The 21,893-nt window shown below is 69.3% G+C and carries 19 protein-coding genes; 11 read left to right on the top strand and 8 right to left on the bottom strand.

Annotated features, from left to right (window positions below):
• Nucleotides 1-29: 29 nt before the first annotated feature.
• The gene (locus CCR97_RS05170; RefSeq protein WP_111357445.1) at nucleotides 30-1,775 is read right to left on the bottom strand and encodes an ABC transporter ATP-binding protein/permease; all 1,746 of its coding nucleotides are present in this window, start codon (nucleotides 1,773-1,775) and stop codon (nucleotides 30-32) included.
• A 310-nt stretch (nucleotides 1,776-2,085) separates the two neighbouring features.
• Here CCR97_RS05170 and CCR97_RS05165 point away from each other — a divergent pair, with 310 nt between their 5' ends.
• The 3 genes from CCR97_RS05165 to CCR97_RS05155 all read left to right on the top strand — a co-directional run bounded on the left by CCR97_RS05165 (nucleotide 2,086) and on the right by CCR97_RS05155 (nucleotide 5,876).
• Nucleotides 2,086-3,270, top strand: a complete 1,185-nt coding sequence (locus tag CCR97_RS05165) for a TRAP transporter substrate-binding protein (RefSeq protein WP_111357446.1) — start codon at nucleotides 2,086-2,088, stop codon at nucleotides 3,268-3,270.
• Between the two features lie 165 nt (nucleotides 3,271-3,435).
• On the top strand, nucleotides 3,436-4,137 hold the full coding sequence (locus CCR97_RS05160) for a TRAP transporter small permease subunit (protein ID WP_111359682.1): 702 nt from the start codon (nucleotides 3,436-3,438) through the stop codon (nucleotides 4,135-4,137).
• Nucleotides 4,134-5,876: a TRAP transporter large permease gene (locus CCR97_RS05155; RefSeq protein ID WP_111359679.1), complete on the top strand. Its 1,743-nt coding sequence runs from the start codon at nucleotides 4,134-4,136 to the stop codon at nucleotides 5,874-5,876. Before CCR97_RS05160 ends, CCR97_RS05155 begins: the two co-directional genes overlap by 4 nt.
• 232 nt (nucleotides 5,877-6,108) lie before the next feature.
• Here CCR97_RS05155 and CCR97_RS05150 read toward each other — a convergent pair whose 3' ends face one another.
• On the bottom strand, nucleotides 6,109-7,323 hold the full coding sequence (locus CCR97_RS05150) for a hypothetical protein (RefSeq protein ID WP_111359680.1): 1,215 nt from the start codon (nucleotides 7,321-7,323) through the stop codon (nucleotides 6,109-6,111).
• A gap of 208 nt (nucleotides 7,324-7,531) precedes the next feature.
• Between CCR97_RS05150 and CCR97_RS05145 the strand changes: the two genes are divergently transcribed.
• A complete protein-coding gene (locus CCR97_RS05145) occupies nucleotides 7,532-7,966 on the top strand; it encodes an META domain-containing protein (protein ID WP_170146023.1) in 435 nt (144 codons plus the stop codon).
• Nucleotides 7,967-8,221: 255 nt separating this feature from the next.
• Here the strand turns inward: CCR97_RS05145 and CCR97_RS05140 are convergent, their stop codons facing one another.
• Nucleotides 8,222-9,718: a UbiD family decarboxylase gene (locus CCR97_RS05140; RefSeq protein ID WP_111360604.1), complete on the bottom strand. Its 1,497-nt coding sequence runs from the start codon at nucleotides 9,716-9,718 to the stop codon at nucleotides 8,222-8,224.
• 236 nt (nucleotides 9,719-9,954) lie between these two features.
• On the opposite strand from CCR97_RS05140, the gene ubiT reads away from it, so the two are divergent.
• From ubiT to CCR97_RS05115, 5 genes are all read left to right on the top strand, one after another.
• Nucleotides 9,955-10,509 (top strand): ubiquinone anaerobic biosynthesis accessory factor UbiT, encoded by a 555-nt coding sequence (gene ubiT, locus CCR97_RS05135; RefSeq protein ID WP_111358051.1) that lies wholly within the window; start codon nucleotides 9,955-9,957, stop codon nucleotides 10,507-10,509.
• Nucleotides 10,506-11,570: a ubiquinone anaerobic biosynthesis protein UbiU gene (gene ubiU / locus CCR97_RS05130; protein ID WP_111358050.1), complete on the top strand. Its 1,065-nt coding sequence runs from the start codon at nucleotides 10,506-10,508 to the stop codon at nucleotides 11,568-11,570. Before ubiT ends, ubiU begins: the two co-directional genes overlap by 4 nt.
• A 5-nt stretch (nucleotides 11,571-11,575) precedes the next feature.
• On the top strand, nucleotides 11,576-12,502 hold the full coding sequence (ubiV, locus tag CCR97_RS05125) for a ubiquinone anaerobic biosynthesis protein UbiV (RefSeq protein WP_111358049.1): 927 nt from the start codon (nucleotides 11,576-11,578) through the stop codon (nucleotides 12,500-12,502).
• 68 nt (nucleotides 12,503-12,570) lie between these two features.
• Nucleotides 12,571-12,801 carry a DUF433 domain-containing protein gene (locus tag CCR97_RS05120; RefSeq protein WP_111358048.1) on the top strand — a complete coding sequence of 77 codons (231 nt, stop codon included), beginning with the start codon at nucleotides 12,571-12,573 and terminating at the stop codon, nucleotides 12,799-12,801.
• Complete coding sequence (locus CCR97_RS05115; protein WP_111358047.1) at nucleotides 12,802-13,167, top strand: DUF5615 family PIN-like protein; 366 nt, start codon at nucleotides 12,802-12,804, stop codon at nucleotides 13,165-13,167.
• Between the two features lie 48 nt (nucleotides 13,168-13,215).
• Here the strand turns inward: CCR97_RS05115 and CCR97_RS05110 are convergent, their stop codons facing one another.
• The 3 genes from CCR97_RS05110 to CCR97_RS05100 are packed head-to-tail and all read right to left on the bottom strand — an operon-like array spanning nucleotide 13,216 to nucleotide 15,366.
• A complete protein-coding gene (locus CCR97_RS05110; protein ID WP_111358046.1) occupies nucleotides 13,216-13,647 on the bottom strand; it encodes a RidA family protein in 432 nt (143 codons plus the stop codon).
• Nucleotides 13,648-13,699: 52 nt separating this feature from the next.
• Nucleotides 13,700-14,530, bottom strand: a complete 831-nt coding sequence (locus tag CCR97_RS31565; protein WP_111358045.1) for an ABC transporter permease — start codon at nucleotides 14,528-14,530, stop codon at nucleotides 13,700-13,702.
• Nucleotides 14,527-15,366 (bottom strand): ABC transporter ATP-binding protein, encoded by an 840-nt coding sequence (locus tag CCR97_RS05100; protein ID WP_111358044.1) that lies wholly within the window; start codon nucleotides 15,364-15,366, stop codon nucleotides 14,527-14,529. The genes CCR97_RS31565 and CCR97_RS05100 overlap by 4 nt, the downstream gene beginning before the upstream one ends.
• Nucleotides 15,367-15,655: 289 nt before the next feature.
• Here CCR97_RS05100 and CCR97_RS05095 point away from each other — a divergent pair, with 289 nt between their 5' ends.
• Nucleotides 15,656-16,156, top strand: a complete 501-nt coding sequence (locus tag CCR97_RS05095) for a MarR family winged helix-turn-helix transcriptional regulator (RefSeq protein WP_111358043.1) — start codon at nucleotides 15,656-15,658, stop codon at nucleotides 16,154-16,156.
• Nucleotides 16,157-16,388: 232 nt separating this feature from the next.
• Nucleotides 16,389-17,450, top strand: a complete 1,062-nt coding sequence (locus CCR97_RS05090) for an ABC transporter substrate-binding protein (RefSeq protein WP_170145905.1) — start codon at nucleotides 16,389-16,391, stop codon at nucleotides 17,448-17,450.
• Between the two features lie 486 nt (nucleotides 17,451-17,936).
• Here the strand turns inward: CCR97_RS05090 and CCR97_RS05085 are convergent, their stop codons facing one another.
• The gene (locus tag CCR97_RS05085) at nucleotides 17,937-18,890 is read right to left on the bottom strand and encodes a TorF family putative porin (protein ID WP_111358041.1); all 954 of its coding nucleotides are present in this window, start codon (nucleotides 18,888-18,890) and stop codon (nucleotides 17,937-17,939) included.
• A 396-nt stretch (nucleotides 18,891-19,286) separates the two neighbouring features.
• Complete coding sequence (aceB, locus tag CCR97_RS32010) at nucleotides 19,287-21,731, bottom strand: malate synthase A (RefSeq protein WP_274611486.1); 2,445 nt, start codon at nucleotides 21,729-21,731, stop codon at nucleotides 19,287-19,289.
• Nucleotides 21,732-21,893: the final 162 nt, after the last annotated feature.

Raw genomic sequence — 21,893 nt, 5'->3', positions numbered from 1 at the left:
CTGCGAACGCAGTTGTTATTACCGCCGCCTCACCGCGCCGGCGCCAGATCCCGCTCGCGAATCGTGTGGCGGTCGCCGTCGCGCTCCAGCACCAGGCGGCGGTCGTGCAGGGCGTCGAGCGTCGAGCGGTGGCCGATCGACACCAGTGCGGTGCCGGGCAGCTTTTCACGCAGCAGCCGATAGAGGGCCGCCTCCGACGGCTCGTCGAGCGACGCCGTCGCCTCGTCGAGGAACAGATAGTCGGGGGCGTGCAGGATGGCGCGGGCGATGGCGAGGCGCTGCTGCTCGCCGAGCGACAGCATGCGGGCCCAATGGGCGTCCTCGTCGAGCCGCGGCACCAGCGCGCCGAGCCCGACGGCCGTCAGCACCTCGCCGATCCGCTCGCGCGAGAAGCCATCGGGCAGCGCCGGATAGGCGACCGCGGCGGCGAGCGGGCCGACCGGCAGGTACGGCTTCTGCGGCAGAACCATCACGGTCTTGCCGTCCGGCACCGCGATGTCGCCATCGCCGAACGGCCAGATGCCGGCCAGCGCCCGGAACAGGGTCGACTTGCCCGAGCCCGACGGGCCGTTGACCAGCACGCGCGCGCCGGCGGGCAGCGCGAGGTCGGCGGCCGTCACCAGCGGCCGCCCGTTCGGCAGCCGCACGTCGAGCGCCGCGGCTGCGATGCCGCCGGCCTCCGGCCGCGGCGTCACCGCGATCGTCTCGGCCGTCCGGGTCGCGGCGCGCCCGGCCGCGATCGCGGCGTCGAAGCCGTCGAGCCGGTCGACCACGGCCTTCCACTCGGCGATCGACCGGTAGGAGGTGATGAAGAAGGACAGCGCCGTCTGCACGCTGCCGAAGGCCGAGGCCGTCTGCATCAGGCCGCCGAGATTGACGGCCCCGGCGAAATAGGCCGGCGACACGACGACGAACGGGAACACGGTCGAGATCTGGCCGTAGCCGGCCGTGAAGAAGGTGAGCTTCTTCTGCCGCGTCATGATGGCGAACCAGTTGCCCATCAGGGCGCCGAAGCGATCGAGCAGCCGGGCCTTCTCGGCGCTCTCGCCGCCGAGCAGCGCGATCTGCTCGCCGTTCTCGCGCACCCGCACGAGGCTGAAGCGGAAGTCGGCCTCGTAGCGCTGCTGGCGGAAGTTGAGTGCGATCAGCGGCCGGCCGATCAGATGGGTGAGCGTGGTGCCGACGATCGCCCACAGGAGGGCGGCCCAGACCAGATAGCCCGGGATGTCCCACGTGCTGCCGCCGAGATGCAGCGGCGCTCGCGCCGACAGGCCCCACAGGATGGCGACGAACGACACCAACGTGACGACCGCGTTGAGGAGCCCGAGCCCGATGGTGAGGCCGCGATCGATGAACTGGTTGATGTCCTCGGCGATGCGCTGGTCCGGATTGTCGGCCGAATCGCCGAGGAGCTGCATGCGATAGTGGTTGGCGTCGGCGAGCCAGTGCGACAGATACCGGCTCGTCATCCAACGCCGCCAGCGGATCTGCAGCCACTGGTTCAGATAGAGCTGATAGACGGCGAGCACGATGAAGGCGGCCGCGAGGGCGCAGAAGAACAGGAGCTCGGACACGAAGGTGTCCCAGCTGCGCTCCTGCAGGGCGTTGTAGAAGCGGTTGTTCCACTGGTTGATCATCACCGTGATGGCGACGATGGCGAGCTCGATGGCGACGACCGCGGCGAGCAGGCCACGGCCCGCCCAGCGGTCCTCGGAGCGGAAGTAAGGTGCGGCGAGGCGCCACACGACGGCGAGGGACGAGGTCAGGCGGGACACGGGGCGCTCCAGTGGCGGCGGCGCGCCGCCGGGGCCGGCGGCGAACGGCCGCCTCCATCGCGGCGAAAGCGGGCGTTTTCACGTCCCGGCGGGCGGCGGCACGGCCGGCGGGCGGGGCGCCGGCGGTCCGGAATTTCACCTAAAGTTCGATGCCTTCGCCCTTGAGGTTGCGCCGGGAACCGGCCACACTGCGGCCCAACCGGCAGCACCCGCATGTCGGAGCACGAGCGGTCCACGCTCCAAGAACACCTGACAAGGACGGCCCGAGAACGAGGCTGTTCGCCAACGATTTTTTGGAGGAAGCGCAGACATGTCCCGCCCGGATTCCCGCCACCCGTCCGTCCGCACGTCGCCCGACCACGCCTCGGCGAAGGCCGCGTCGCGGCGCAAGTTCCTGCTGACCGCCGGCGCGGCCGGCGCCGCCGCCACGGTCGCCGCCCCGGCGATCGCCCAGTCGAGCGGCCCGATCACGATGCGCTGGCAGAGCACCTGGCCGTCGAAGGACATCTTCCACGAATACGCCCTCGACTTCGCCAAGAAGGTCAACGACATGACCGGTGGCGACCTGAAGATCGAGGTGCTTCCGGCGGGCGCCGTGGTGCCGGCCTTCGGCCTGCTCGAGGCGGTGTCGAAAGGCACGCTCGACGGCGGCCACGGCGTCATGGTCTATCATTACGGCAAGCAGACCGCGCTCGCCCTGTGGGGCTCCGGCCCGGGCTTCGGCATGGACGCCAACATGCTGCTCGCCTGGCACAAGTACGGCGGCGGCAAGGAGCTGCTCGCCAAGCTCTACGACTCGATCGGCGCCAACGTGGTGTCGTTCCCCTACGGCCCGATGCCGACCCAGCCGCTCGGCTGGTTCAAGAAGCCGGTCGCCAAGGTCGACGACATGAAGGGCCTGAAGTTCCGCACCGTCGGCATCTCGATCGACGTGTTCCAGGGCCTCGGCATGGCCGTCAACGCGCTGCCCGGCGGCGAGATCGTCTCGGCCATGGACCGCGGCCTGCTGGACGCGGCCGAGTTCAACAACGCCTCCTCGGACCGGGTGCTCGGCTTCCCGGATGTGTCCAAGGTCTGCATGCTGCAGAGCTACCACCAGAACGCCGAGCAGTTCGAGGTGCTGTTCAACAAGACCAAGTACGAGGCGCTGCCCGAGAAGATGCGGGCCCTGATCGCCAACGCGGTCGAGGCCGCCTCGGCCGACATGTCCTGGAAGGCGATCGATCGCTACTCCAAGGATTATGTCGAGATGCAGCAGAAGGACAAGGTCCGCTTCTACAAGACGCCCGACCCGGTGCTCAAGCGCCAGCTCGAGGTGTACGACGAGGTCGTGAAGAAGAAGGCCGCCGAGAACCCGATGTTCAAGGAGATTCTCGAGTCGCAGCGGCAGTTCGCCCAGCGCGCCACGCAGTGGGAAAACGACACGGTGGTGAGCCGCAAGATGGCGTTCGACCACTATTTCGGCGCCGCCGGCGTCGCCAAGCAGCCGACCTGATCGCCGCCGCCGCGGCGGCTCTCGTGACACGAGGGTCGCCGCGGCGCCGCCACGACGCCCCCCCGGTGCCGGCCGTCGTCGACGGCCAGACGACGTCCCGTCCGCGGCGCGCCGGACGGCCCACGCGCCCCGATCGCCCCGCGCCGAGCGATTCCGCCCATGTCGATGCTCCAGTCCACCCGGGCGATCCGCCGCGCCAAGCCGGTGCAGCGCGTGCTGTACGTCGCCGACCTGATCAGCACGATCGTCGGAAAGACCGCGGCCTGGCTGATCATCGCGCTGATGTCCGTCGTGGTCATCGAGGTGTTCAAGCGCTACCTCTTCAACGCGCCGACCGCCTGGATCTTCGATCTCAACAACATGCTGTACGGCACCGTCTTCATGCTGTGCGGCGCCTACACGCTCGCCCAGAACGCGCATGTGCGCGGCGACTTCCTCTACGGCTCCTTCAAGCCGCGGACCCAGGCGACGCTCGATCTGATTCTCTACGTGGTGTTCTTCCTGCCCGGCATCGGCGCGCTGGTCTATGCCGGCCTGCACTACGCCCAGGATTCCTGGCGCATCCTCGAGCACTCGAACGTGACGGCCGACGGACCGCCCGTCTATCCGTTCAAGACCATCATCCCGATCGCCGGCGTGCTGGTGCTGATGCAGGGGCTCGCCGAGATGTTGCGCTGCGTGGTCTGCCTGAAGTCCGGGGTGTGGCCGCCGCGACTCAAGGACGTCGCCGAGCTCGACGTGATCGAGGAGCAGCTCGCCAACAGCGAGTACGTCGACGAGGACACCCGCAAGGCGGCGATCGCCCGCGCCCACGCCATCGACGAGACCGCGCGCCAGCGCGGCATGGGGGGAGACCTGAACACATGAGCGATCCCGCCCTCGGGCTCCTGATGCTCGGGCTCATCGTGATCGCCATCATGATGGGCTTCCCCACCGCCTTCACGCTGATGGGGCTCGGCATCTTCTTCGGTTTCTACGCCTTCTACGATCCCACCCAGTTCTGGTGGGACAACCGCGTCTTCGACCTGATGGTCCAGCGCACCTACGGCGCGATGACCAACGACGTCCTGATCTCCATCCCGCTCTTCGTGCTGATGGGCTACGTGATGGAGCGCGGCGCCCTCGTCGACAAGATGTTCTACAGCGTGCAGCTCTCGTTCAGCCGGGTGCCGGCGTCGCTCGCGGTCGCGAGCCTCATCGTCTGCGCCTTCTGGGGACTCGCCTCGGGCCTGGTCGGCGCCGTCGTGGTGCTGATGGGCGTCATCGCCTTCGGCCCGATGCTGCGGGCCGGCTACGACGTCAAGCTCGCCGCCGGCGTCATCACGGCGGGCGGCACGCTCGGCATCCTGATCCCGCCGTCGGTGATGATCATCGTCTATGCGGCGGTCGCCGGCCAGTCGGTGGTGAAGCTCTACGCCGCCGCGATGTTCCCGGGCTTCTTCCTGGCGACCCTCTACATCGCCTACATCATCAGCCGCGCCCTCATCCAGCCGTCGCTCGCCCCGCCGCTGCCGCCGGACCAGACCCGGGTGCCGGTGCCGGAATGGCTGAGCCGGCTGCGCGCGGCCTACTCGCCCAACGTGCTGAAGACCTTCGTGTCGGCGCTCGCCTCGCCGGCGCGGGCCCGGACCGTCAAGCGGGAGGACGGCACACCGGTCGGCTACGGCGCGCTGGTCGCCAACTTCCTGATCGCGCTGGTGCCGCTCGTGCTCGTCGCCGCGCTGATGGGACTCGTCTGGTGGTACGTCGTCATCCATCGCGCGCCGGCCGAGGAGATCGAGTCGCTCGGCCTGCAGCCGCTCGGCGGCGCCGCCCCGGTCGAGGCCGCGGCCGACACCGGGCCGGGCACCGGCTTCTACGTGACCTACACCGTGGTCGGCGTGCTGCTGGCCGCCATGCTGGTCCGCTACTACTGGCGCATGGGGGCGGAGCGCTTCTCGCTTCTGAAGCTGCTCACCTCCTCGGTCCTGCCGATCGCCACGCTCAGCATCACGGTGCTGCTGGTCATCCTGCTCGGCATCACCACGGCGACCGAGTCGGCGGCTGTCGGCTCGTTCGGCGCCTTCCTGCTGGCGCTGTTCGCCCGCACGCTCGACTGGAAGCGCACCAAGGAGGCGGTGTTCCTCACCGCCAAGACGACCGCGATGGTGTGCTGGCTGTTCGTCGGCTCGGCGCTGTTCTCGGCCGTGTTCGCGGTGCTGGGCGGTCAGGCGCTGCTGGAGCGCTGGGTGCTGTCGCTCGACCTCACGCCCACCCAGTTCATGATCCTGTCGCAGGCGATCATCTTCATTCTCGGCTGGCCGCTGGAATGGACCGAGATCATCATCATCTTCGTGCCGATCTTCCTGCCGCTCCTGAAGCACTTCGGCATCGACCCGATCCTGTGGGGCGTGCTCGTCTTCGTGAACCTGCAGGCCGCCTTCCTGTCGCCGCCGGTCGCCATGTCGGCCTTCTACCTGAAGGGCGTGGCGCCGCCGCACGTCACCATCAACCAGATCTTCGCCGGCATGATGCCCTACATGGGCGTCGTCATCCTGTGCATGGTGATCATGTACATCTGGCCCGGCATCGTGCTGTGGCTGCCGACCTGGCTGTACGGGGGATGAGGGGCGAGGTGCGAGCCCTTGCTTTCTCTCCGGCCGTGATCGCCTCGCCCAGTCCTCGGTCGTCCCGGGGCCGCGCGATAGCGCGGAGTCCGGGACCCATAGCCCCGGTCTGTCGTGAACCACTGGCGCCGGGGATATGGATTCCGGGCTCGGCGCTACGCGCCGCCCCGGAATGACGAGTTCTACGATGCACGCTTCCGTGAGACGTGAAGAGCGTGAGACGTGAAGAGCCTCACTTCCAGCTCTGGTTCTCTGCGTCCCAGACGCGGCCTTTCAGGTCGCGAGCGAGGGCTGCGAGCAGCGCGTCGGTCTCGACCGCGGCGCTCTCCTCCTCCTGGCCGTGATAGCCGCTCGTGAAGGCGAGCTGGGCGCCCGCCGCCTTGTCGGCCGGCTCGACCGACGACTCGCCGAGCCAGATCACCAGCCCGTCGCCGCCGGTGGGCTTCTCCGGGCCGACCAGCAGCGTGACCTCGATCACCTCGGAGAGATCGAGGCCGCGCGCCGCCTGGTCGGGGCGCTCGAGCGTGATGGTCACCTCGCGCGTCACCTCGTCCCAGCGCGCCGACACCGGCTTCGCCGCGAGCGCCGCCGCCACCGCGGCCGACAGACGCTCGCTCAGCGCGTCGATCTTGAGGGCGCCGCCGTCCATGAAGGCGGCTGCGTCGACCCGCACGGCGCGCTCGATCCCGTAGGCGCCGGTGGTCCAGCCGGCCGTGATCACGCCCGGCATGCCTTGCAGCTTGGCGACCAGCGCGGCGGCGCGCTCCGGCGCCGTCTCCAGCCGCACCGTCTGATGGCCGTTGCGCAGATCCGCGCAGGTCTGCACCAAGCTCGCATAGTCGACCCGCACGCCCTGGCCGCGCAGGCTCTTCACCACGTCGAGGAGGCCGTCGCGCGACACCTTCACGGCGACCGCCACGGGCGACACGTCGGCGAAGGTCGCGGGCGACGTGACGATCTCCTCCTCGCTCGCCTGCTGATCCTTGAACTCCTGCTCGCTCATGTCGGAGAGGTCGGTCGCGGCGGCCGGCTGCGTCTTGCCGTCGCGCGTGATGGTGCCCTCGAGCGAGAACGTGTCGTTCGCCTGCTTGCGGGTCAGGCTCACCGTCACGGGCACGCCCTCCGGCTCGCTCTTGCCGCTGCCGACCAGCTTGCCGCCCTCCGGCTTGAGCGCGATCTTGAAGCGGTCCTTGCGGATCGAGCCCGGGGTCACCGAGTGGCAGAGATCGAGCTCGGCCGACACGACGCGGTTGCCCTGCCGGACCTCGCGCCAGATCGCGTCGCTCGACAACGATCCCATCAGCTCGCCGAAGATCGTGATGTAGCGCACCGTCTCGGCCGGCGGCGTCGGCGCGGGCGCCGGTCGCGAGCCCTTGGCCTGCGGGAAGGCCGGGCCGGTGAGGGCGAGCGTCAGGGACGCGGCGGCGACGGCGGCGAGCGCACGCATGAAGTCCTCCAAGGGAAACGGCGAGGCCGGCGGTGATCGGCCGCCGACGCTTGACCACAACCACGGCCAGCCGGCAAGAACAAGGCGCCCGGCGACCGGCCCGCGCGGCGCATCGGCCCGCCCGCCCGCGCCGCGGCTGCGCCATGCTGCGGCCGCGATACCGTCCTCGATATCGTGCTCGATCCTGTTCTCGATTCGGAGTGGCCTGATGATTTCTCGCGGCGCTTTCGGTGTGCGGCTGTCCCTCGCGCTGGCCGTGTGGGGCGGTGTGACGGCCGGCGCCGTCATGGCGACCATCACGGCGCAGGCGCAGGGCGCGTTTCCCTACGGGCAGGAACTGCGCATGGACGCCGATCCGATGAAGGGCTCCAAGAAGGTGCCAATCCTCGACATCGCCGACAGCGGCGTCGCCGACATCGAGCTGTGGTGCGACGCCGTGAAGGCGCGCCTCGTCGTCGCCGGCGATACCGTCACGGTCCTGACCCGGGAGCGCACCGCCCGCCCCTGCCCGCCCGAGCGCGCCCAGGCCGACTCGGCGATGATCGCGGCGCTGGAGCAGGCGACCCACTGGAAGGTGGTCGGTGACGCCCTGGTGCTCTCCGGCGGGCCGGCCGAGCTGCGCTTCCGCAAGCAGGGGAATTGAGGGGCAGGTCCTTACACCTCTCTCAGCCGGAGGGCCTTGCATAATTGGTCGGTCGTCCCGGGGCGGCTCGGAAGCGCCGAGCCCGGGACCTATAACCCCTGTCTGTCGTAAGCCACCTGTACCGGGGCTATGGATCCCGGGCTCGCGGACCTCGAGGTCCGCGCCCCGGGATGACGAAACATACAAAACGCTCTCTCAGGGAGAGGGTGTCGATGCGCTGCGGCTCGACAACAAGGCCGCTGTCGTCGGAGTTCCCTACAACCCCAGCTTCGGCCACAGCGCGTCGACGCGGGCCGCGACGTCGGGCGTCACCTTCAGCACGGCGCCCCATTCGCGGCTGGTCTCGGTGCCGATCTTGTTGGTCGCGTCGAGGCCGAGCTTGCCGCCGAGGCCGGAGAGCGGCGAGGCGAAGTCGAGATAGTCGATCGGCGTGCGGTCGATCACCATCAGGTCGCGCGAGGCGTCGAAGCGCGTCGCGATCGCCCAGGCGACGTCGTCCCAGCTCTTCGGATCGATGTCGTCGTCCACCACCACGATCAGCTTGGTGTAGGTGAACTGCGGCAGCATGCCCCACAAGCCCATCATGATGCGTCGGGCGTGGCCCGGATAGCGCTTCTTGATGGAGATGATCGCCATCCGGTACGAGCAGGCGTGCGGCGGCAGCCAGACGTCGACGATCTCGGGGAACGCCCGCTTCACGATCGGCAAAAAGAGCTCGTTGAAGGTGGCGCCGAGCACGGCGGGCTCGTCCGGAGCACGACCCGTGAAGGTGGACAGATAGGTCGGGTCGCGCCGCGTCGTGATCGCAGTGACGCGCATCACCGGGAACTGCTCGACGGAATTGTAATAGCCGGTGTGGTCGCCGAACGGTCCCTCCGGCGCCGTCTCGGTCGCCGACACGTATCCTTCCAGCACGATCTCCGAATCGGCCGGCACCATCAGCGGCACCGTGCGGGCCTTTGCCAGCCGCGGCCGGGCACCGCGCAGGAGACCCGAGAAGCGAACCTCGGACAGGGTCTCGGGCAGCGGCAGCACGGCGGCCAGCATGGTGGCCGGATCGGTGCCGATGGCGACCGCGACCGGCGTGTCCTTGCCCTGCGCGGCCCATTGGGCGTGGTGCTTCGCCCCGCCGCGATGGTGCAGCCAGCGCATGATCGCCCGGTCGCGATCGAGCACCTGCATGCGATAGATGCCGAGATTGTAGCCGGCGACGGTCTCGCTCTCGGGCGGACGGGTCGTCACCACGCCCCAGGTGATCAGCGGGCCGGCCTCGCCGGGCCAGCAGGTCTGCACCGGCAGGGCGCCGAGATCGACGTCGCGGCCGGTGCGGACCTCCTCCTGCACGACCGGACGGTCGACCGTCTCGGCGCGGGTCCGCATCGCGGCGCGGAGAATGGGCAGGCGCGCGAGCGCGTCGCGCAGCCCGTCGACCGGCTGCGGCTCCCGCAAGGAGGCCAGGGCCTCGCCGAGCTCGGCGAGGCGCTCGGGCCGGATGCCGAGGCCGGCGGCGACGCGCTTGCGGGTGCCGAACAGATTTGTGATCACCGGCACGGGCAGGATGCTTCCGTTCGCGTCTCGCGGGCGCTCGAAGACCAGCGCCGGCCCGTCGCGGGCGATGACGCGGCGGTGGACCTCGGCCATGTCGTGGACGATGCCGACCGGCTCGGCGACGCGCGCGACGTCTCCGTCTGCGTCGAGGTGGCGCAGAAACTCGCGAAGGTCGCGGAACGGCGGAAAGTCTCGGATCGGCACGGTCACTCCTGACGCCGCTCGGCGGTCGTCATTCCGGGGCGCACCGCAGGTGCGAACCCGGAATCCAGCGGCAAAGTTCGAGATCGTGTTTGGATTCCGGGTTCGCGGCTTCGCCGCGCCCCGGAATGACCACGACCCTGGACTCCAGCCGACGCGATCAAGAAGTCCGGCAGTGTCGTGCGTCCTTGACATAGAACAAAGCCCTAGCCGCCCCGGCGGGGTAACCAAGCCCTTCCATGTCGAGCAATTCAGCCACAGTCCCCGAGCTCCCGGGGGTTCTCGCGTTCGGCCTGCGGCCGTTGCCGCTCGCCCCGCTCGCGGCCGCCCTCGATCTCGTCGTCAAGTCGGCCGCCAGGCGGCATCCCGGCATGTTCGCCCGTCTCGGCGACCAGGCGGGGAAGCGCTTCCTCATCGAGCCGACCGACCTTCCCTTCATCGTTGTGATGACGCCGCGCGCCGAGGATCCCGAGATCCTGGTGGTGCGCCCCGGCGAGGAGCCCGAGGCCGACGCCCGCATCGCCGGGCCGCTCGGCGCGCTGGTCGGCCTGATCCACGGCGCCTATGACGGCGACGCCCTGTTCTTCTCGCGCGACCTCACGGTGGAAGGCGACATGTCGGCCGTGGTGGCGCTGCGCAACGCGCTCGACGACGCCGAGATCGACCTCGTCGCCGAGGCCGCCGCGGTGCTGGGCCCGCTCGCCTCGCCGGCCGAGCAGGTCGGCCGCCTCGCCGCCTCGGTCGCCGAGCGCATCACCGGCATCGCCTTCGCCCGCCCACGGAGCGGCTCATGACCCCCACTCTCACGGCCGAACGGCCCGGCGCCGGCAAGGCGGCGGGCTCGACCTCCCACGACACCTGGAAACCGAAGGGCAAGCTCGAGCTGGTCTGCCCGGCCGGCACGCCGGCCGCCATGCGGGCCGCCATCGAGGCGGGCGCCGACTCGGTCTATTGCGGCTTCGCCGACGACACCAATGCGCGCAACTTCCCGGGCCTCAACTTCAGCTACGCCGAGATGGCGGACGGCATCGCCTACGCGCACAAGCGCGGCGTCAAGGTGCTGATCGCCGTCAACACCTTTCCGCGCGCTGGGCAACCGGAGGCGTGGCATCGCGCGATCGACACGATCGCGCAGGTCGGTGGCGACGCCGCGATCGTCGCCGACATCGGCCTGCTCGACTACGCCGCCGAGAAGCACCCGAACCTGCGGCTGCATCTCTCGGTGCAGGCGGCCGCTGCCAATCCGGAGGCGATCGGCTTCTTCGTCGAGCGCTTCGGCGTGCGGCGCGTGGTGCTGCCGCGGGTGCTGACCGTCCAGGAGATCGCCGTCCTCAACAAGGAGATCCCCTGCGAGACCGAGGTGTTCGTGTTCGGCGGCCTGTGCGTGATGGCGGAGGGGCGCTGCTCGCTCTCCTCCTACGCCACCGGCTGCTCGCCCAACATGAACGGGGTCTGCTCGCCGCCGAGCCACGTCACCTATGCGCAGGAGAAGGGCAACTTCGTCTCGCGCCTGGGCGAGTTCATGATCAACACGGTGCCGGGCGGTCAGCCGATGCCGTATCCGACGCTGTGCAAGGGCCGCTTCACGGCGAACGGCGAGACCTCGCACATCTTCGAGGACCCGGCGAGCCTCGACGCCAGCCTGCTGATCCCGCCCCTGCACGAGGCCGGCGTGACGGCGCTGAAGATCGAAGGCCGGCAGCGCAGCCGCAGCTACACGGACGCCGTGGTGCGGGCGCTGCGCGGTGCGCTCGACCAGCACGCCCGCGGCCTGCCCATCAATGCGCGCGCCCTGACAGCGCTCTCCGAAGGCGCCTCGACGACGCGCGGCGCCTACCAGAAGACGTGGCGGTAATTCTCATGACGACCAACGGCGCGGACGCCGCACGCAGCACCCTCACGCTCGGAGCCGTGCTGTTCAACTGGTCGCCCGAGCAGTGGCGCGACTATCACTTCCGGGTCGCCGACGAGGCGCCGGTCGAGCGCGTCTGCGTCGGCGAGGTGGTGTGCTCGAAGCGGCTGCCGTTCTATCAGGACGACATGCCGGCCGTGATCGAGCGCCTGCAGCGCGGCGGCAAGACCGTGATCCTCTCCTCGCTGGCGCTGCCGACGCTGCCGCGCGAGCGCAAGATGATCAACGATCTCCTGGCGATCCCCGGCGTGCTGGTCGAGGCGAGCGACGTCTCGGCGCTCGGCCCGCTCGGCGGCCGGCCGCACGCGATCGGCCCGCTGATCAACGTCTACAACGAGGGCACGGTCGCCTTCATGGAGAAGCAGGGCGCCGTGCACATCTGCCTGCCGCCCGAGCTGCCGATGACCGCGATGGCGGCGCTCGCCGTGAAGGCGAAGACCGCGACGCTGGAAGCCTGGGCGTTCGGCCGGGCACCGCTCGCCATCTCGGCGCGCTGCTACCACGCCCGCATCCACCAGCTCGCCAAGGACTCCTGTCAGTTCGTCTGCAACAAGGATCCGGACGGGCTCGAGGTCGACACGCTCGAGGGCCGCCGCTTCCTCGCCGTCAACGGCGTGCAGACGATGAGCGACACGGTCGTCAACCTGATCGGCGACGTCGACGTGCTCGCCAAATGCGGCGTCGGGTCGTTCCGCCTGTCGCCGCACACCTGCGACATGGTCGCGCTCGCGCAAACCTTCCGGGACGTGCTCGACGGCACCATCGCGGCGGCCGAGGGCGAGACGCGGGTCGCCGCGCTGATGCCGAACGCCGTCTTCTCCAACGGCTTCCTGCACGGCAAGCCCGGCCACCAGCACATCGCGCTGGCCGGGTGAGGCGGGCGCTGGCTCCAGGTGCCAGACCGGTGAAACCGCGTTAGACTGCGGCCATTGGAGGATCTCCCGTGGCCGACCTGTCCCGTATCGTGCTCGATCCTGCCGTGCTGACCGGAAAACCGGTGATCCGCGGCACCCGGATTTCGGTCGACTTCGTCATCGGGCTCATGGCCGACGGCTGGAGCGAGGCGGACATCCTGAAGAACTATCCGGGCCTGACGCACGAGGACGTCGCGGCGTGCCTTGCCTACGCGCACGGGCTCCTGACCTCGGAGAAGGTCTACCCGAGCATCACCTGAATGCGCTTCCTGGCGAACGAAAATGTTCCAGCATCGGTGGTCACCGCGTTACGAGCGGCGGGACACGATGTCGCTTGGGTCCGTACCGACGCTCCGGGCGCTCCGGATGACGAGGTTCTGGCCCGCGCCGTCATGGACGGGCGCGTGTTATTGACCTTCGACAAGGATTTCGGCGAGCTCGCCTGGCGTCGCGGTCTGCCGGCGAGTTCCGGCGTGATCCTGCTTCGCCTCCCGATGCCGCCGCCGAACGATGCCGGAGCGATGATCGCCGGCCGTATCGCCGAACGTGCAGACTGGTCCGGGCATTTCAGCATCCTCGAGCCCGGCCGCATCCGCATGCGAGCCTTACAGACCAGATCACACTGACGACAATGGCCGGGACCAGCCCGGCCATTGCGCGTGGCGGGATGACCGTCACCCCTTCTTCGGCAGCGCGACGATCATGTCGAGCTCGACGCGGGCGCCGGGCGACGAGAGCTGGTTGATGCACACCATCGTCGAGGCCGGGCGCCAGTCGCCGAAATAGGGCCGCATGGCGCGGTGCATACCGTCGCCGTCGCGGATGTCGGTCAGGTACTTCGTCACCTTGACGACATCCTTCCAGCTCGCGCCGACCTCGTCGAGGATCGACTTGATCGCCTCCATGGCGTTCTTCGTCTGATCCTCGATCGCATGCGGATGCACGTGCTCCTCGTCGCGATGCGGATGGTCGTGATAGAGCGCCGAGGCGGTCGCCCCCGAGATGAACATCAGGTCGCAGGCGCCGACGATGTGGACGGCCGGCGCATAGGGCATCTTGTGAGCCTGCGACGGATCGGGATGGATCGACTTCAGCTCGAAGGTCATGGGACGTCTCCGGTGCGTTGATATTGGTAAGGCGAGAAGGACGTGAGAGGGATCAGTTGACGCGCCAGTGGCCGAGGCGGACGTCGATGGCGTCCTGGATCTTGGTGACGACGATGCCGAGCGTGGCGAGCACGATCAGCACGGCGAACACCTGCTCGGTCTCCAGCACCTGGCCGGCGAGATAGAGCCGCGCGCCGAGACCGACCTTGCCGACCACCATCTCGGCGGCGACGACCAGGATGATCGACACGCCGAGCCCGAGCCGGATGCCGGCGAAGATCGACGGGATGGCACTCGGCAGCAGCACCATGCGGATGATCTGGCGGCGCGAGGCGCCGAGGTCGCGGGCGGCGAGCACCAGGCCCTGGTCGCACTGGCTGATGCCCAGCACCGTGTTGATGACGATCGGGAAGAAGGCGCCCAGCATGCTGATGGTCAGCATGAACGGGCCGCCGGTGCCGAGCCAGATGATCAGGAGCGGGATCAGCGTCACCTTGGGCAGCGGATAGAGCGCGGCGATGAAGTTGTCGGCGATCGCCCGCACCCGCACCGACACGGCCATCCAGACGCCGAGCGCGACGCCGAAGACCAGCGCGATGAAGAAACCGCCGAAGATGCGGGTCAGCGTCGCGATCAGATCGGTCGTCAGGCCGCCGTTGCGGAACATGTCGAACAGCGCGACGACGATGCGGCTCGGCCGTGGCAGGTAGATCGGATTGAGCTGGAGCACGATCACGGCGAGCTCCCAGGCGAGAATCACGACCGCGACCGCGATCCAGCTCAAGACCTTCGGCTCGCCGAGGCGGGCGAGCAGGCCGCGGGAAGCTTCCGCCGGCGCGGTGTCCGGGCTCGCCAGCGGCCCGGCCGTGGTGTCGGGGCTCACGCGTCGCCTCCCTCGGTCGCCATGGCGCGGATCACCTCCTGGCGCAGCAGGCCGTAAATCTGGTCGAACAGCGCCGAGAAGCGCGGATCGTGCGTCGTCGCCATACTGCGCGGATGCGGCAGGTCGTTCTGGATCTCGGCGGCGATGCGGCCCGGCCGCGCCGTCATCACCAGGATCGTGTCGGCGAGCAGGATCGCCTCCTCGATCGAGTGGGTGACCAGGATCGCCGTGGTGCCGCTGCGCTCGACCAGCGTCGCGAGCTGCTCCTGCAGAACGAGGCGCGTCTGCGCGTCGAGCGCGCCGAACGGCTCGTCGAGCAGCAGGAGCTCGGGCTCCATCACCAGCGCGCGGGCGATGCCGACCCGCTGGCGCATGCCGCCGGAGAGCTGGCGCGGATATTTCTGCTCGAAGCCCGTGAGGTCGACGGCGGCGAGCGCCTTCCTGGCGCGGGCGAGGCGCTCGGCCTTCGGCACGCCGGCGACCTCCAGCCCGAACGCGACGTTGTCGACGATGGTGCGCCACGGGAACAGATTGAAGGCCTGCCAGACGGTCGCCATGTGGGGCGGCGCGACGTCACGAGTCGCCTGTTCGTCGGTCTCGCTGCCCAGTCTCACGAAGCGCAGCTTGCCGCGCGTCGGTGCGAGGAAGCCGCGGACAATCTGCAGGAGCGTGCTCTTGCCGCAGCCGCTCGGCCCGATGATCGCCGTCACCTTGCCGGGCGCGAAGCGGCAGCTCACGTCGGCGAGCGCGACGGTCGGCTCGCCGCTTTTCGACGGAAAGGTGAGCCCGATGTTCTCGATCGCGATCGTCGTCGCGGACGCTCGCGGCGCCGACATGTGCGCCGCGGATGCGTACGGCGCGGATGTCGCGGCCGTGGGGGCGGCAGCCGGCGCTGGCGACATGGCGTTCACCTCCGGGGGCTCGAGGTTCGGGCCGGGACCCACGGGCCGGCTCGTCTGTTGCCACGAAGCCTCCGACGTGATTATCTTCATGTCAAGATAATTGCGGAGGCAGCCGTTGCCGCGATCCGATGCAGTCTCGTCCCGCACCGCGGGAGCGTCCCGCCCAGCGGGATCCTCCCGCGCCGCGGCAACATCCCGCGATGCAGCGATCGCGGGCGACGCGATGGACCGCTTCATCGCCGAGTGGAACGCCTCGCATCCCGACATCGACGTGCACTATCTCGCGACGCTCGGTCGCATCCTGCGGCTCTCCGCGCACTTGCGCGAGGTGGTCGACGGCTGGCTGAAGCCGTTCGGTCTGACCTGGGACGTGTTCGATCTGCTCGTGACGATCCGACGCTCCGACGTGCCGGACGGCGTGCGGCCGACGGCGCTGTACGACGCTTGTCTCCTGTCCTCCGGTGCGATGACCAACCGCATCGATCGCGTCGAGAAGGCCGGGCTCGCGGTGCGCCGTCCCGATCCCGACGATCGCCGCGCGACGCGCGTCGCGTTGACGCGGCGCGGCGCCGCGCTCGCCGGCAAGGCGATGACCGCGCATGCGGCGCACTCGCGCGAGATCGCCGACCGGCTCACATCGGCCGAGCAGGAGACGCTCGCGCAACTGCTGCGCAAGCTGCTGGCGACGTTCGAGACCGAAACGAAGAACGGGCGCGGCGAATGAGCGCGCCGGGCGCGGCGATGCAGCCGGACCGCCACCTTGTGTCGGCGGGCGAAACGCCGCAGCCGCGGCCGGCCGCGACGGCCTTGCCGGCGGCGCCGGCCGTGGTGCACACTTCATACAAAGCCTGCAGACACGGCCGCCGAACACGCCGCCGTTCTTCACCCGCGGCATCGCTCTTGCATTCCCCGCCCCGCATCACGTCGATGCCGTTGTCCCACCCCCGGAGGCGCCAATGACCCGCTCCCTCGACCGCCGACGCTTTCTGTCCACGACCGCCGCGGCCGCCGCCGCTGCGACGATCGCGATGCCTCATGTCGCCCGGTCCCAGGAGCGGGCGAAGATCCGCATCGGCGTGGTGCCGCTGATCTCGTCCGGGCCGATCTTCGTCGCCCAGGCGAAGGGCTTCTTCGACAAGGTCGGCCTCGACGTCGAGATCCGCTACTTCGCCGACGGCGTGCTGGCGATGCCGGCGCTGATCGCCGGCGAGCTCGACGCCACCGTCGCGACGCTCAACGCCGGCCTGTTCAACACCGTGTCGAAGGGCGCGCCGTTCAAGCTGATTCTCGACCGCGGCTCGGAGAAGCCGGGCTCCGGCTCGATGACCATCGCGGCGTCGAACGACATGGTGAAGGCCGGCATGACGGCGCCGAACAAGATGGCGCTCTTGAAGGGCAAGAAGGTCGCCATCCAGGCGCCGGGCGGCATCGACCAGTATCTGATCGGGCTCGGCGTGCAGCGCGCCGGCCTCGATCCGCGCACCGACGTCGACTGGTCGAGCGGCCTCGCCTATCCGGACATCGTCAAGGCGATCGGCGCCGGCCAGGCCGATGCCGCCAACGTGCCGGTGCCGCTCGGCTTCCTGGTCGAGAAGAACAACTTCGGCAAGCTGGTCTTCGCCGGCTACGACATCGAGCCGAACACCCAGCTCGCCTGCTGGGCGATGTCGCAGAAGTATCTGCAGGCGAACAAGTCGGCCGCGGTGCGCTTCGCCATGGCGCACACCCATGCGGGCCGGCTCTACAACAAGGCGGCCGCCGCCAAGGATCCGGAGGTGATCAAGATCATCTCCGAGGCGACCAAGGTGCCGCCGCCCCTGATCGAGGCCGCGGCGCCGCGCTGGACCTGGTTCAACGACGACGGCCAGCCGAACATCGAGTCGTGCATGGCGCAGGGCAGGTTCTGGACCGAGCAGATGAAGCTCGTCTCCAGCAGCGTCACCAAGGAGCAGCTGTTCGACCTGTCGCCGGCGATCGAGGCGAACGCCCAGCTCGCGACGAAGAACCCGTTCGGGTGAGCATGGTCGGACGGCCCGGTGGATGCTGGTCGTCCGCCTGCGCGGACGACGACCAGCGAGTGGCTGTGCCGTCGGTCCTGAAACCACGCGCTGGCGCCGCCGCCGGCGCGTGGAGGCGTTTTCGGCGCGTTGAAGCGCGCTCGGCCGGCTCGGCCGGCTGCGCCACTTCGCCCTGTCCCGCGACGCCGTAGCGGTCGGGCGGGCGCGGGTCGCCGTCCATCTCCGGCGACGTCACGTCCTCACTGCGTCCTGAGCCGAGGGATCGTCCCCGCCGCGAGGGCTCGCGGGTCGCGATGCGCCTCCCGGACGACACCCGAACCGCCGCTCCAGGACGCACGAGATCCCGCCCGCGAGGCCCGATCTCACCCGCGTGACGAACGCCACCACGAGCGACAAGACGGCGGGTCACCTCGGCCTGTCGAGACCCGATAAAAAAAGGGCGGCGCCGAAGCGCCGCCCCGAGGCATTCGATGGAGGAAGAGACGCTTACTTCAGGTTGCTGCCGTAGGTCAGGTCGGCCTTCAGCGAGATCACGTAGGCCTGACCGCACCACTTCGAAGCCCAGGGACCATTGAGGCCCGCGATGGTCGCGCTCGGATCGAACTTGGCGCCGAAGTCGCTGGTGATGGCGTTGCACTCGCCCTGGCTCAGGTCGGTGTCGAAGTAGCGCACGTCGACCGTGAAGACGTTCCAGGTGAGGGCGAGGCCGACGTTCCACGTGTTGTAGTCCGGCAGGCGGAGGTTGCCGTAGAACGCGTCGGTGGTGCCGAGGAAGTAATGACCGAACTCGCCCGAGGCGTAGAGGCCGAAGCCGGTCGGCAGCCAGTTCGACGGAGCCGTCAGCTTGAGGGTGCCCGAGACGTACTGGGCATCGAAGCCGAAGTTCAGCCAGTTGTCGTCGTAGTAGTAGCCGGCGCCGATCGCGATGTTGTCGTTGACGGTCCAGGTCGCCTTCGCGAAGTACTCGAGGAAGCTCAGGTCGCTCTTGATGACGTTCCCGTTGATCGGGAGGCTGCCGTTGAGGGCGCACTCACCCGGGACGCCGGCGTTGTAGCAGGTGCCGTTCGGATAGTAGTAGTACCAGACACCGAAGTCGAACGCGACCGGGCCGAAGGTCGGCCGGATGCCGCCGTAGATGTCGATCTCGGCCGAGGCGCGGTTCGGGTAGTCGATGCTCCAGCCGCCGACGCCCGCATACAGCTGCAGGTTCGGATTGACGTTGTAGCGCGGCTCGAAATACGCGTTGACGGACGGACCGTTGTTCGACTGCGAGATGCCGCGGAAGATGTAGTTCGAGTAGATGCCGGCGCCGAACGCGATGTCCCACGGATTGGTGACGACCGGCGCGACGATCTTCGGCGCCTTGACGGGCATGTCGGCGGCGAGCGCCGAGCCGGTCAGGCCGAGAGCGGCAATCGTTGCCAGAGCGATCTTCTTCATGTCGAGCCCCCTATCCCCCTTGCGAGACGCACCGGGCTGCTGCGCTCGCCTGAACCCCACTTTTCCCTGCCGCCGTCTTCCCCAAGGCGGGAGCAGATCGTGATTTATAAACTCACACGGGATGGTCGCGCGGCAAGGTAAATCGCGCGGCAATTGCCGCTTAAATAGGCAATCTAATACGGTTCATGACAGGCGTTGCCGTTCTGCCACATTGCGGCCGCAGGACCTGCCCTGGCGGAGGATTTTGTTAGTCCGTTCAGGCAGGCAGGCCGTTTATGACGGATCAGGACGCGGGCCGGATGACGGCGAAACCGTGTCGACACGCGCGCTCCGGCGAATCGAAAAAGGGCCGCCCGAAAGGGGCGGCCCTTTGAACGCGACAGCGGGTCGCCCGGTTCAGGCGAGCAGCTGATAGGCCGGGACGGTGAGGAAGTCCTCGAACTCCGGCGCCAGCGAGAGGCGGCGGAACAGGTCGATCGCCTCGGGGAAGCGACCGGCGTCGTAGGCCTCGGCCCCGAGCTCGCCGCGCACCCGCTCCATCTCCTCACCGAGCGCCTTGTCGAAGAACTCCGGCGTCACCGTCACGCCGTTCTCCAGGACGGCACCGTACTGCAGCCACTGCCAGATCTGCGCGCGCGAGATCTCGGCCGTCGCCGCGTCCTCCATCAGGTTGTAGATCGGCACCGCGCCGCGGCCGCGCAGCCACGCCTCGATGTACTGCACGCCGACCCGGATGTTGAGGCGGAAGCCCTCCTCGGTCTTGCTGCCCTCGTGGAGGCGCAGCAGATCGGCCTGGCCGACCTCGACGTCGTCACGCTGGCGGTCGACTTGGTTGGGTTGCGGCATCAGCCGGTCGAATACCTCCTTGGCCACCGGCACGAGGTCCGGATGCGCGACCCAGGTGCCGTCGTGCCCGTCGTTCACCTCGCGCTCCTTGTCGGCCCGCACCTTGGCGAAGGCCGCCTCGTTGGCCGCCGGATCGCCCTTGATCGGGATCTGCGCCGCCATGCCGCCCATCGCGAAGGCGCCGCGGCGGTGGCAGGTCTTGATCAGGAGGAGCGCATAGGCGCCGAGGAACGCCTTGCCCATCACCACCTGGCCGCGGTCCGGCAGCACGTAGTCGGGCCGCTTCGCGAGCTTCTTGATGAAGGAGAAGATGTAGTCCCAGCGCCCGGCGTTGAGGCCGGCGGCGTGGTCGCGCAGCTCGTAGAGGATCTCGTCCATCTCGAAGCCGGCCGGCAGCGTCTCGATCAGCACCGTCGCCTTGATGGAGCCCTTCGGGATGCCGAGCTTCTCCTGGGCGTAGACGAACACGTCGTTCCACAGCCGCGCCTCGAGATGCGACTCGAGCTTCGGGATGTAGAAGTACGGGCCCGAGCCCTTGGCGAGCAGCGCCTTGGCGTTGTGGAAGAAGTACAGGCCGAAGTCGAACAGCGACCCGGACATCGGCTCGCCGTCGACCGTGACGTGCTCCTCCAGGAGGTGCCAGCCGCGCGGCCGGATGATCAGCACGGCCGGGGTCTCGCCGATCGCGTAGCGCTTGCCCGACGTCTCGTCGGTGAAGTCGATCTTGCCGTCCCAGCGGTCGCGCAGGTTGAGCTGGCCCTCGATGCAGTTCGACCAGGTCGGCGAGTTGGCGTCCTCGAAGTCGGCCATGAAATGCGTCGCGCCCGAGTTGAGGGCGTTGACGATCATCTTGCGGTCGACCGGGCCCGTGATCTCGACGCGGCGGTTCTGCAGATCGGCCGGGATCGGGCCGACTTTCCAGTCACCCGAGCGGACCTCCGCCGTCTCGGGCAGGAAGTCGGGCAGCTCGCCGGCGTCGAAGCGCGCCTGACGCTCGGCCCGCGCCGCGAGGAGCTCGCGGCGGCGGCCGTCGAAGCGGCGATGCAGCTCGGCCAGGAAGGCGAGCGCGCCCGGCGACAGGATCTCCGGATAGCGCGGCCCCATGCGGCCCTTCACGACGACGCCCGGAACGGCGCCGCCGCGCGCCCGCGGACGCTCGGCCCGCGGCTTCTTCTCGGACGGACGCAGCGCCGAGGCCGGCCGCGGCGCCGGCTTCAACGCGGACGCCGCCGCATCGGCGACGGTCGCGACGACGCGCCGGACCGCGCGCTTGACCCGGCCGGCGGCGCGCTCGCGGGCGATGTCGAGGCTCGACATCGGCGCCGGCGCCGGAACGGGCTTCTTCGCCGCCGGCGCCTTCGCCGCCGCCTTGGCGGGCTTCGTGGCGGGCTTCGCCGACGGCTTGGCAGCGGGCTTGGCAGCGGGCTTGGTGGAAGGCGTCGTCACCGACTTGGATGCCGGCTTCGTGGGCCTGGCCGACGCGGTCGGCGCCTTGGACGCCTTCGTGGCGCCCTTCGGAGCCGCCTTGGCGGCGATCTTCACGGTGCCCGTGGCGGCCTTGGGGGCCGCCGGCTTGGCCGACTTGCCGGCGGGCTTCGCCGCCGGCTTCGTCGTCTTCGCGGGCTTCGCCGCCGCGCGCGTCGCGGGGCGCGCCGCCGGCTTGCCGGCCTTCCCCGACTTCGCGGTCTTCGCCGTCTTGGCCGACGTCACCGGCTTGGCCGCCTTCGCAGGCTTCACCGGCTTCGCGGCCTTGGCGACCGGCTTCGCCGGCTTTGCGGCCTTGGCGGCCGGCTTGGCCGGCTTGGCGGGCTTGCTCGCCTTGGCCGGCTTCGCCGGCTTGGTCGGCTTGCTGGTCTTGCCGGCACGGCTCCCGGCCGTGGCCGCCTTCGCGGCTATCTTCGGCGTCTTCGGCTCGGCGGCAGCCGCGCCTTTCGACGGCTTGGCGCCCTTCGCGCCCGTCTTCTTCTTCATCGGATTCCGGGATGCCTTGGCCATGGGACCTCTTCGTCGGCCTTCGTCTCGTTCAGGGACTCGGTTGATCGATCTCGCCCGCGACCGCGGCGGCGGCGACGGACGGCGGGGGAACGCTCACGTCGGACGAGGCCGGCGCGGCGATGTCGACCGGCGGCGTCGGCGCCGAAGCCGCGCCGCGTCGTT

It is taken from the genome of Rhodoplanes elegans, from assembly GCF_016653355.1.
Classification (GTDB): Bacteria; Pseudomonadota; Alphaproteobacteria; order Rhizobiales; family Xanthobacteraceae; genus Rhodoplanes; species Rhodoplanes elegans.
Note: the sequence above shows the minus strand (reverse complement) of the source record. Positions and strands in the feature narration are given on the sequence as shown.

Coding starts and splice junctions, on each gene's coding strand:
- aceB (WP_274611486.1), bottom strand. CDS start 21,731: ATGGCCAAGGCATCCCGGAATCCGATGAAGAAGAAGACGGGCGCGAAG.
- CCR97_RS05145 (WP_170146023.1), top strand. CDS start 7,532: ATGATTTCTCGCGGCGCTTTCGGTGTGCGGCTGTCCCTCGCGCTGGCC.
- CCR97_RS05115 (WP_111358047.1), top strand. CDS start 12,802: ATGCGCTTCCTGGCGAACGAAAATGTTCCAGCATCGGTGGTCACCGCG.
- ubiU (WP_111358050.1), top strand. CDS start 10,506: ATGACCCCCACTCTCACGGCCGAACGGCCCGGCGCCGGCAAGGCGGCG.
- ubiV (WP_111358049.1), top strand. CDS start 11,576: ATGACGACCAACGGCGCGGACGCCGCACGCAGCACCCTCACGCTCGGA.
- CCR97_RS05095 (WP_111358043.1), top strand. CDS start 15,656: ATGGACCGCTTCATCGCCGAGTGGAACGCCTCGCATCCCGACATCGAC.
- CCR97_RS05150 (WP_111359680.1), bottom strand. CDS start 7,323: ATGCGTGCGCTCGCCGCCGTCGCCGCCGCGTCCCTGACGCTCGCCCTC.
- CCR97_RS05165 (WP_111357446.1), top strand. CDS start 2,086: ATGTCCCGCCCGGATTCCCGCCACCCGTCCGTCCGCACGTCGCCCGAC.
- CCR97_RS05085 (WP_111358041.1), bottom strand. CDS start 18,890: ATGAAGAAGATCGCTCTGGCAACGATTGCCGCTCTCGGCCTGACCGGC.
- CCR97_RS05110 (WP_111358046.1), bottom strand. CDS start 13,647: ATGACCTTCGAGCTGAAGTCGATCCATCCCGATCCGTCGCAGGCTCAC.
- ubiT (WP_111358051.1), top strand. CDS start 9,955: ATGTCGAGCAATTCAGCCACAGTCCCCGAGCTCCCGGGGGTTCTCGCG.
- CCR97_RS05100 (WP_111358044.1), bottom strand. CDS start 15,366: ATGTCGGCGCCGCGAGCGTCCGCGACGACGATCGCGATCGAGAACATC.
- CCR97_RS05160 (WP_111359682.1), top strand. CDS start 3,436: ATGCTCCAGTCCACCCGGGCGATCCGCCGCGCCAAGCCGGTGCAGCGC.
- CCR97_RS05155 (WP_111359679.1), top strand. CDS start 4,134: ATGAGCGATCCCGCCCTCGGGCTCCTGATGCTCGGGCTCATCGTGATC.
- CCR97_RS05090 (WP_170145905.1), top strand. CDS start 16,389: ATGACCCGCTCCCTCGACCGCCGACGCTTTCTGTCCACGACCGCCGCG.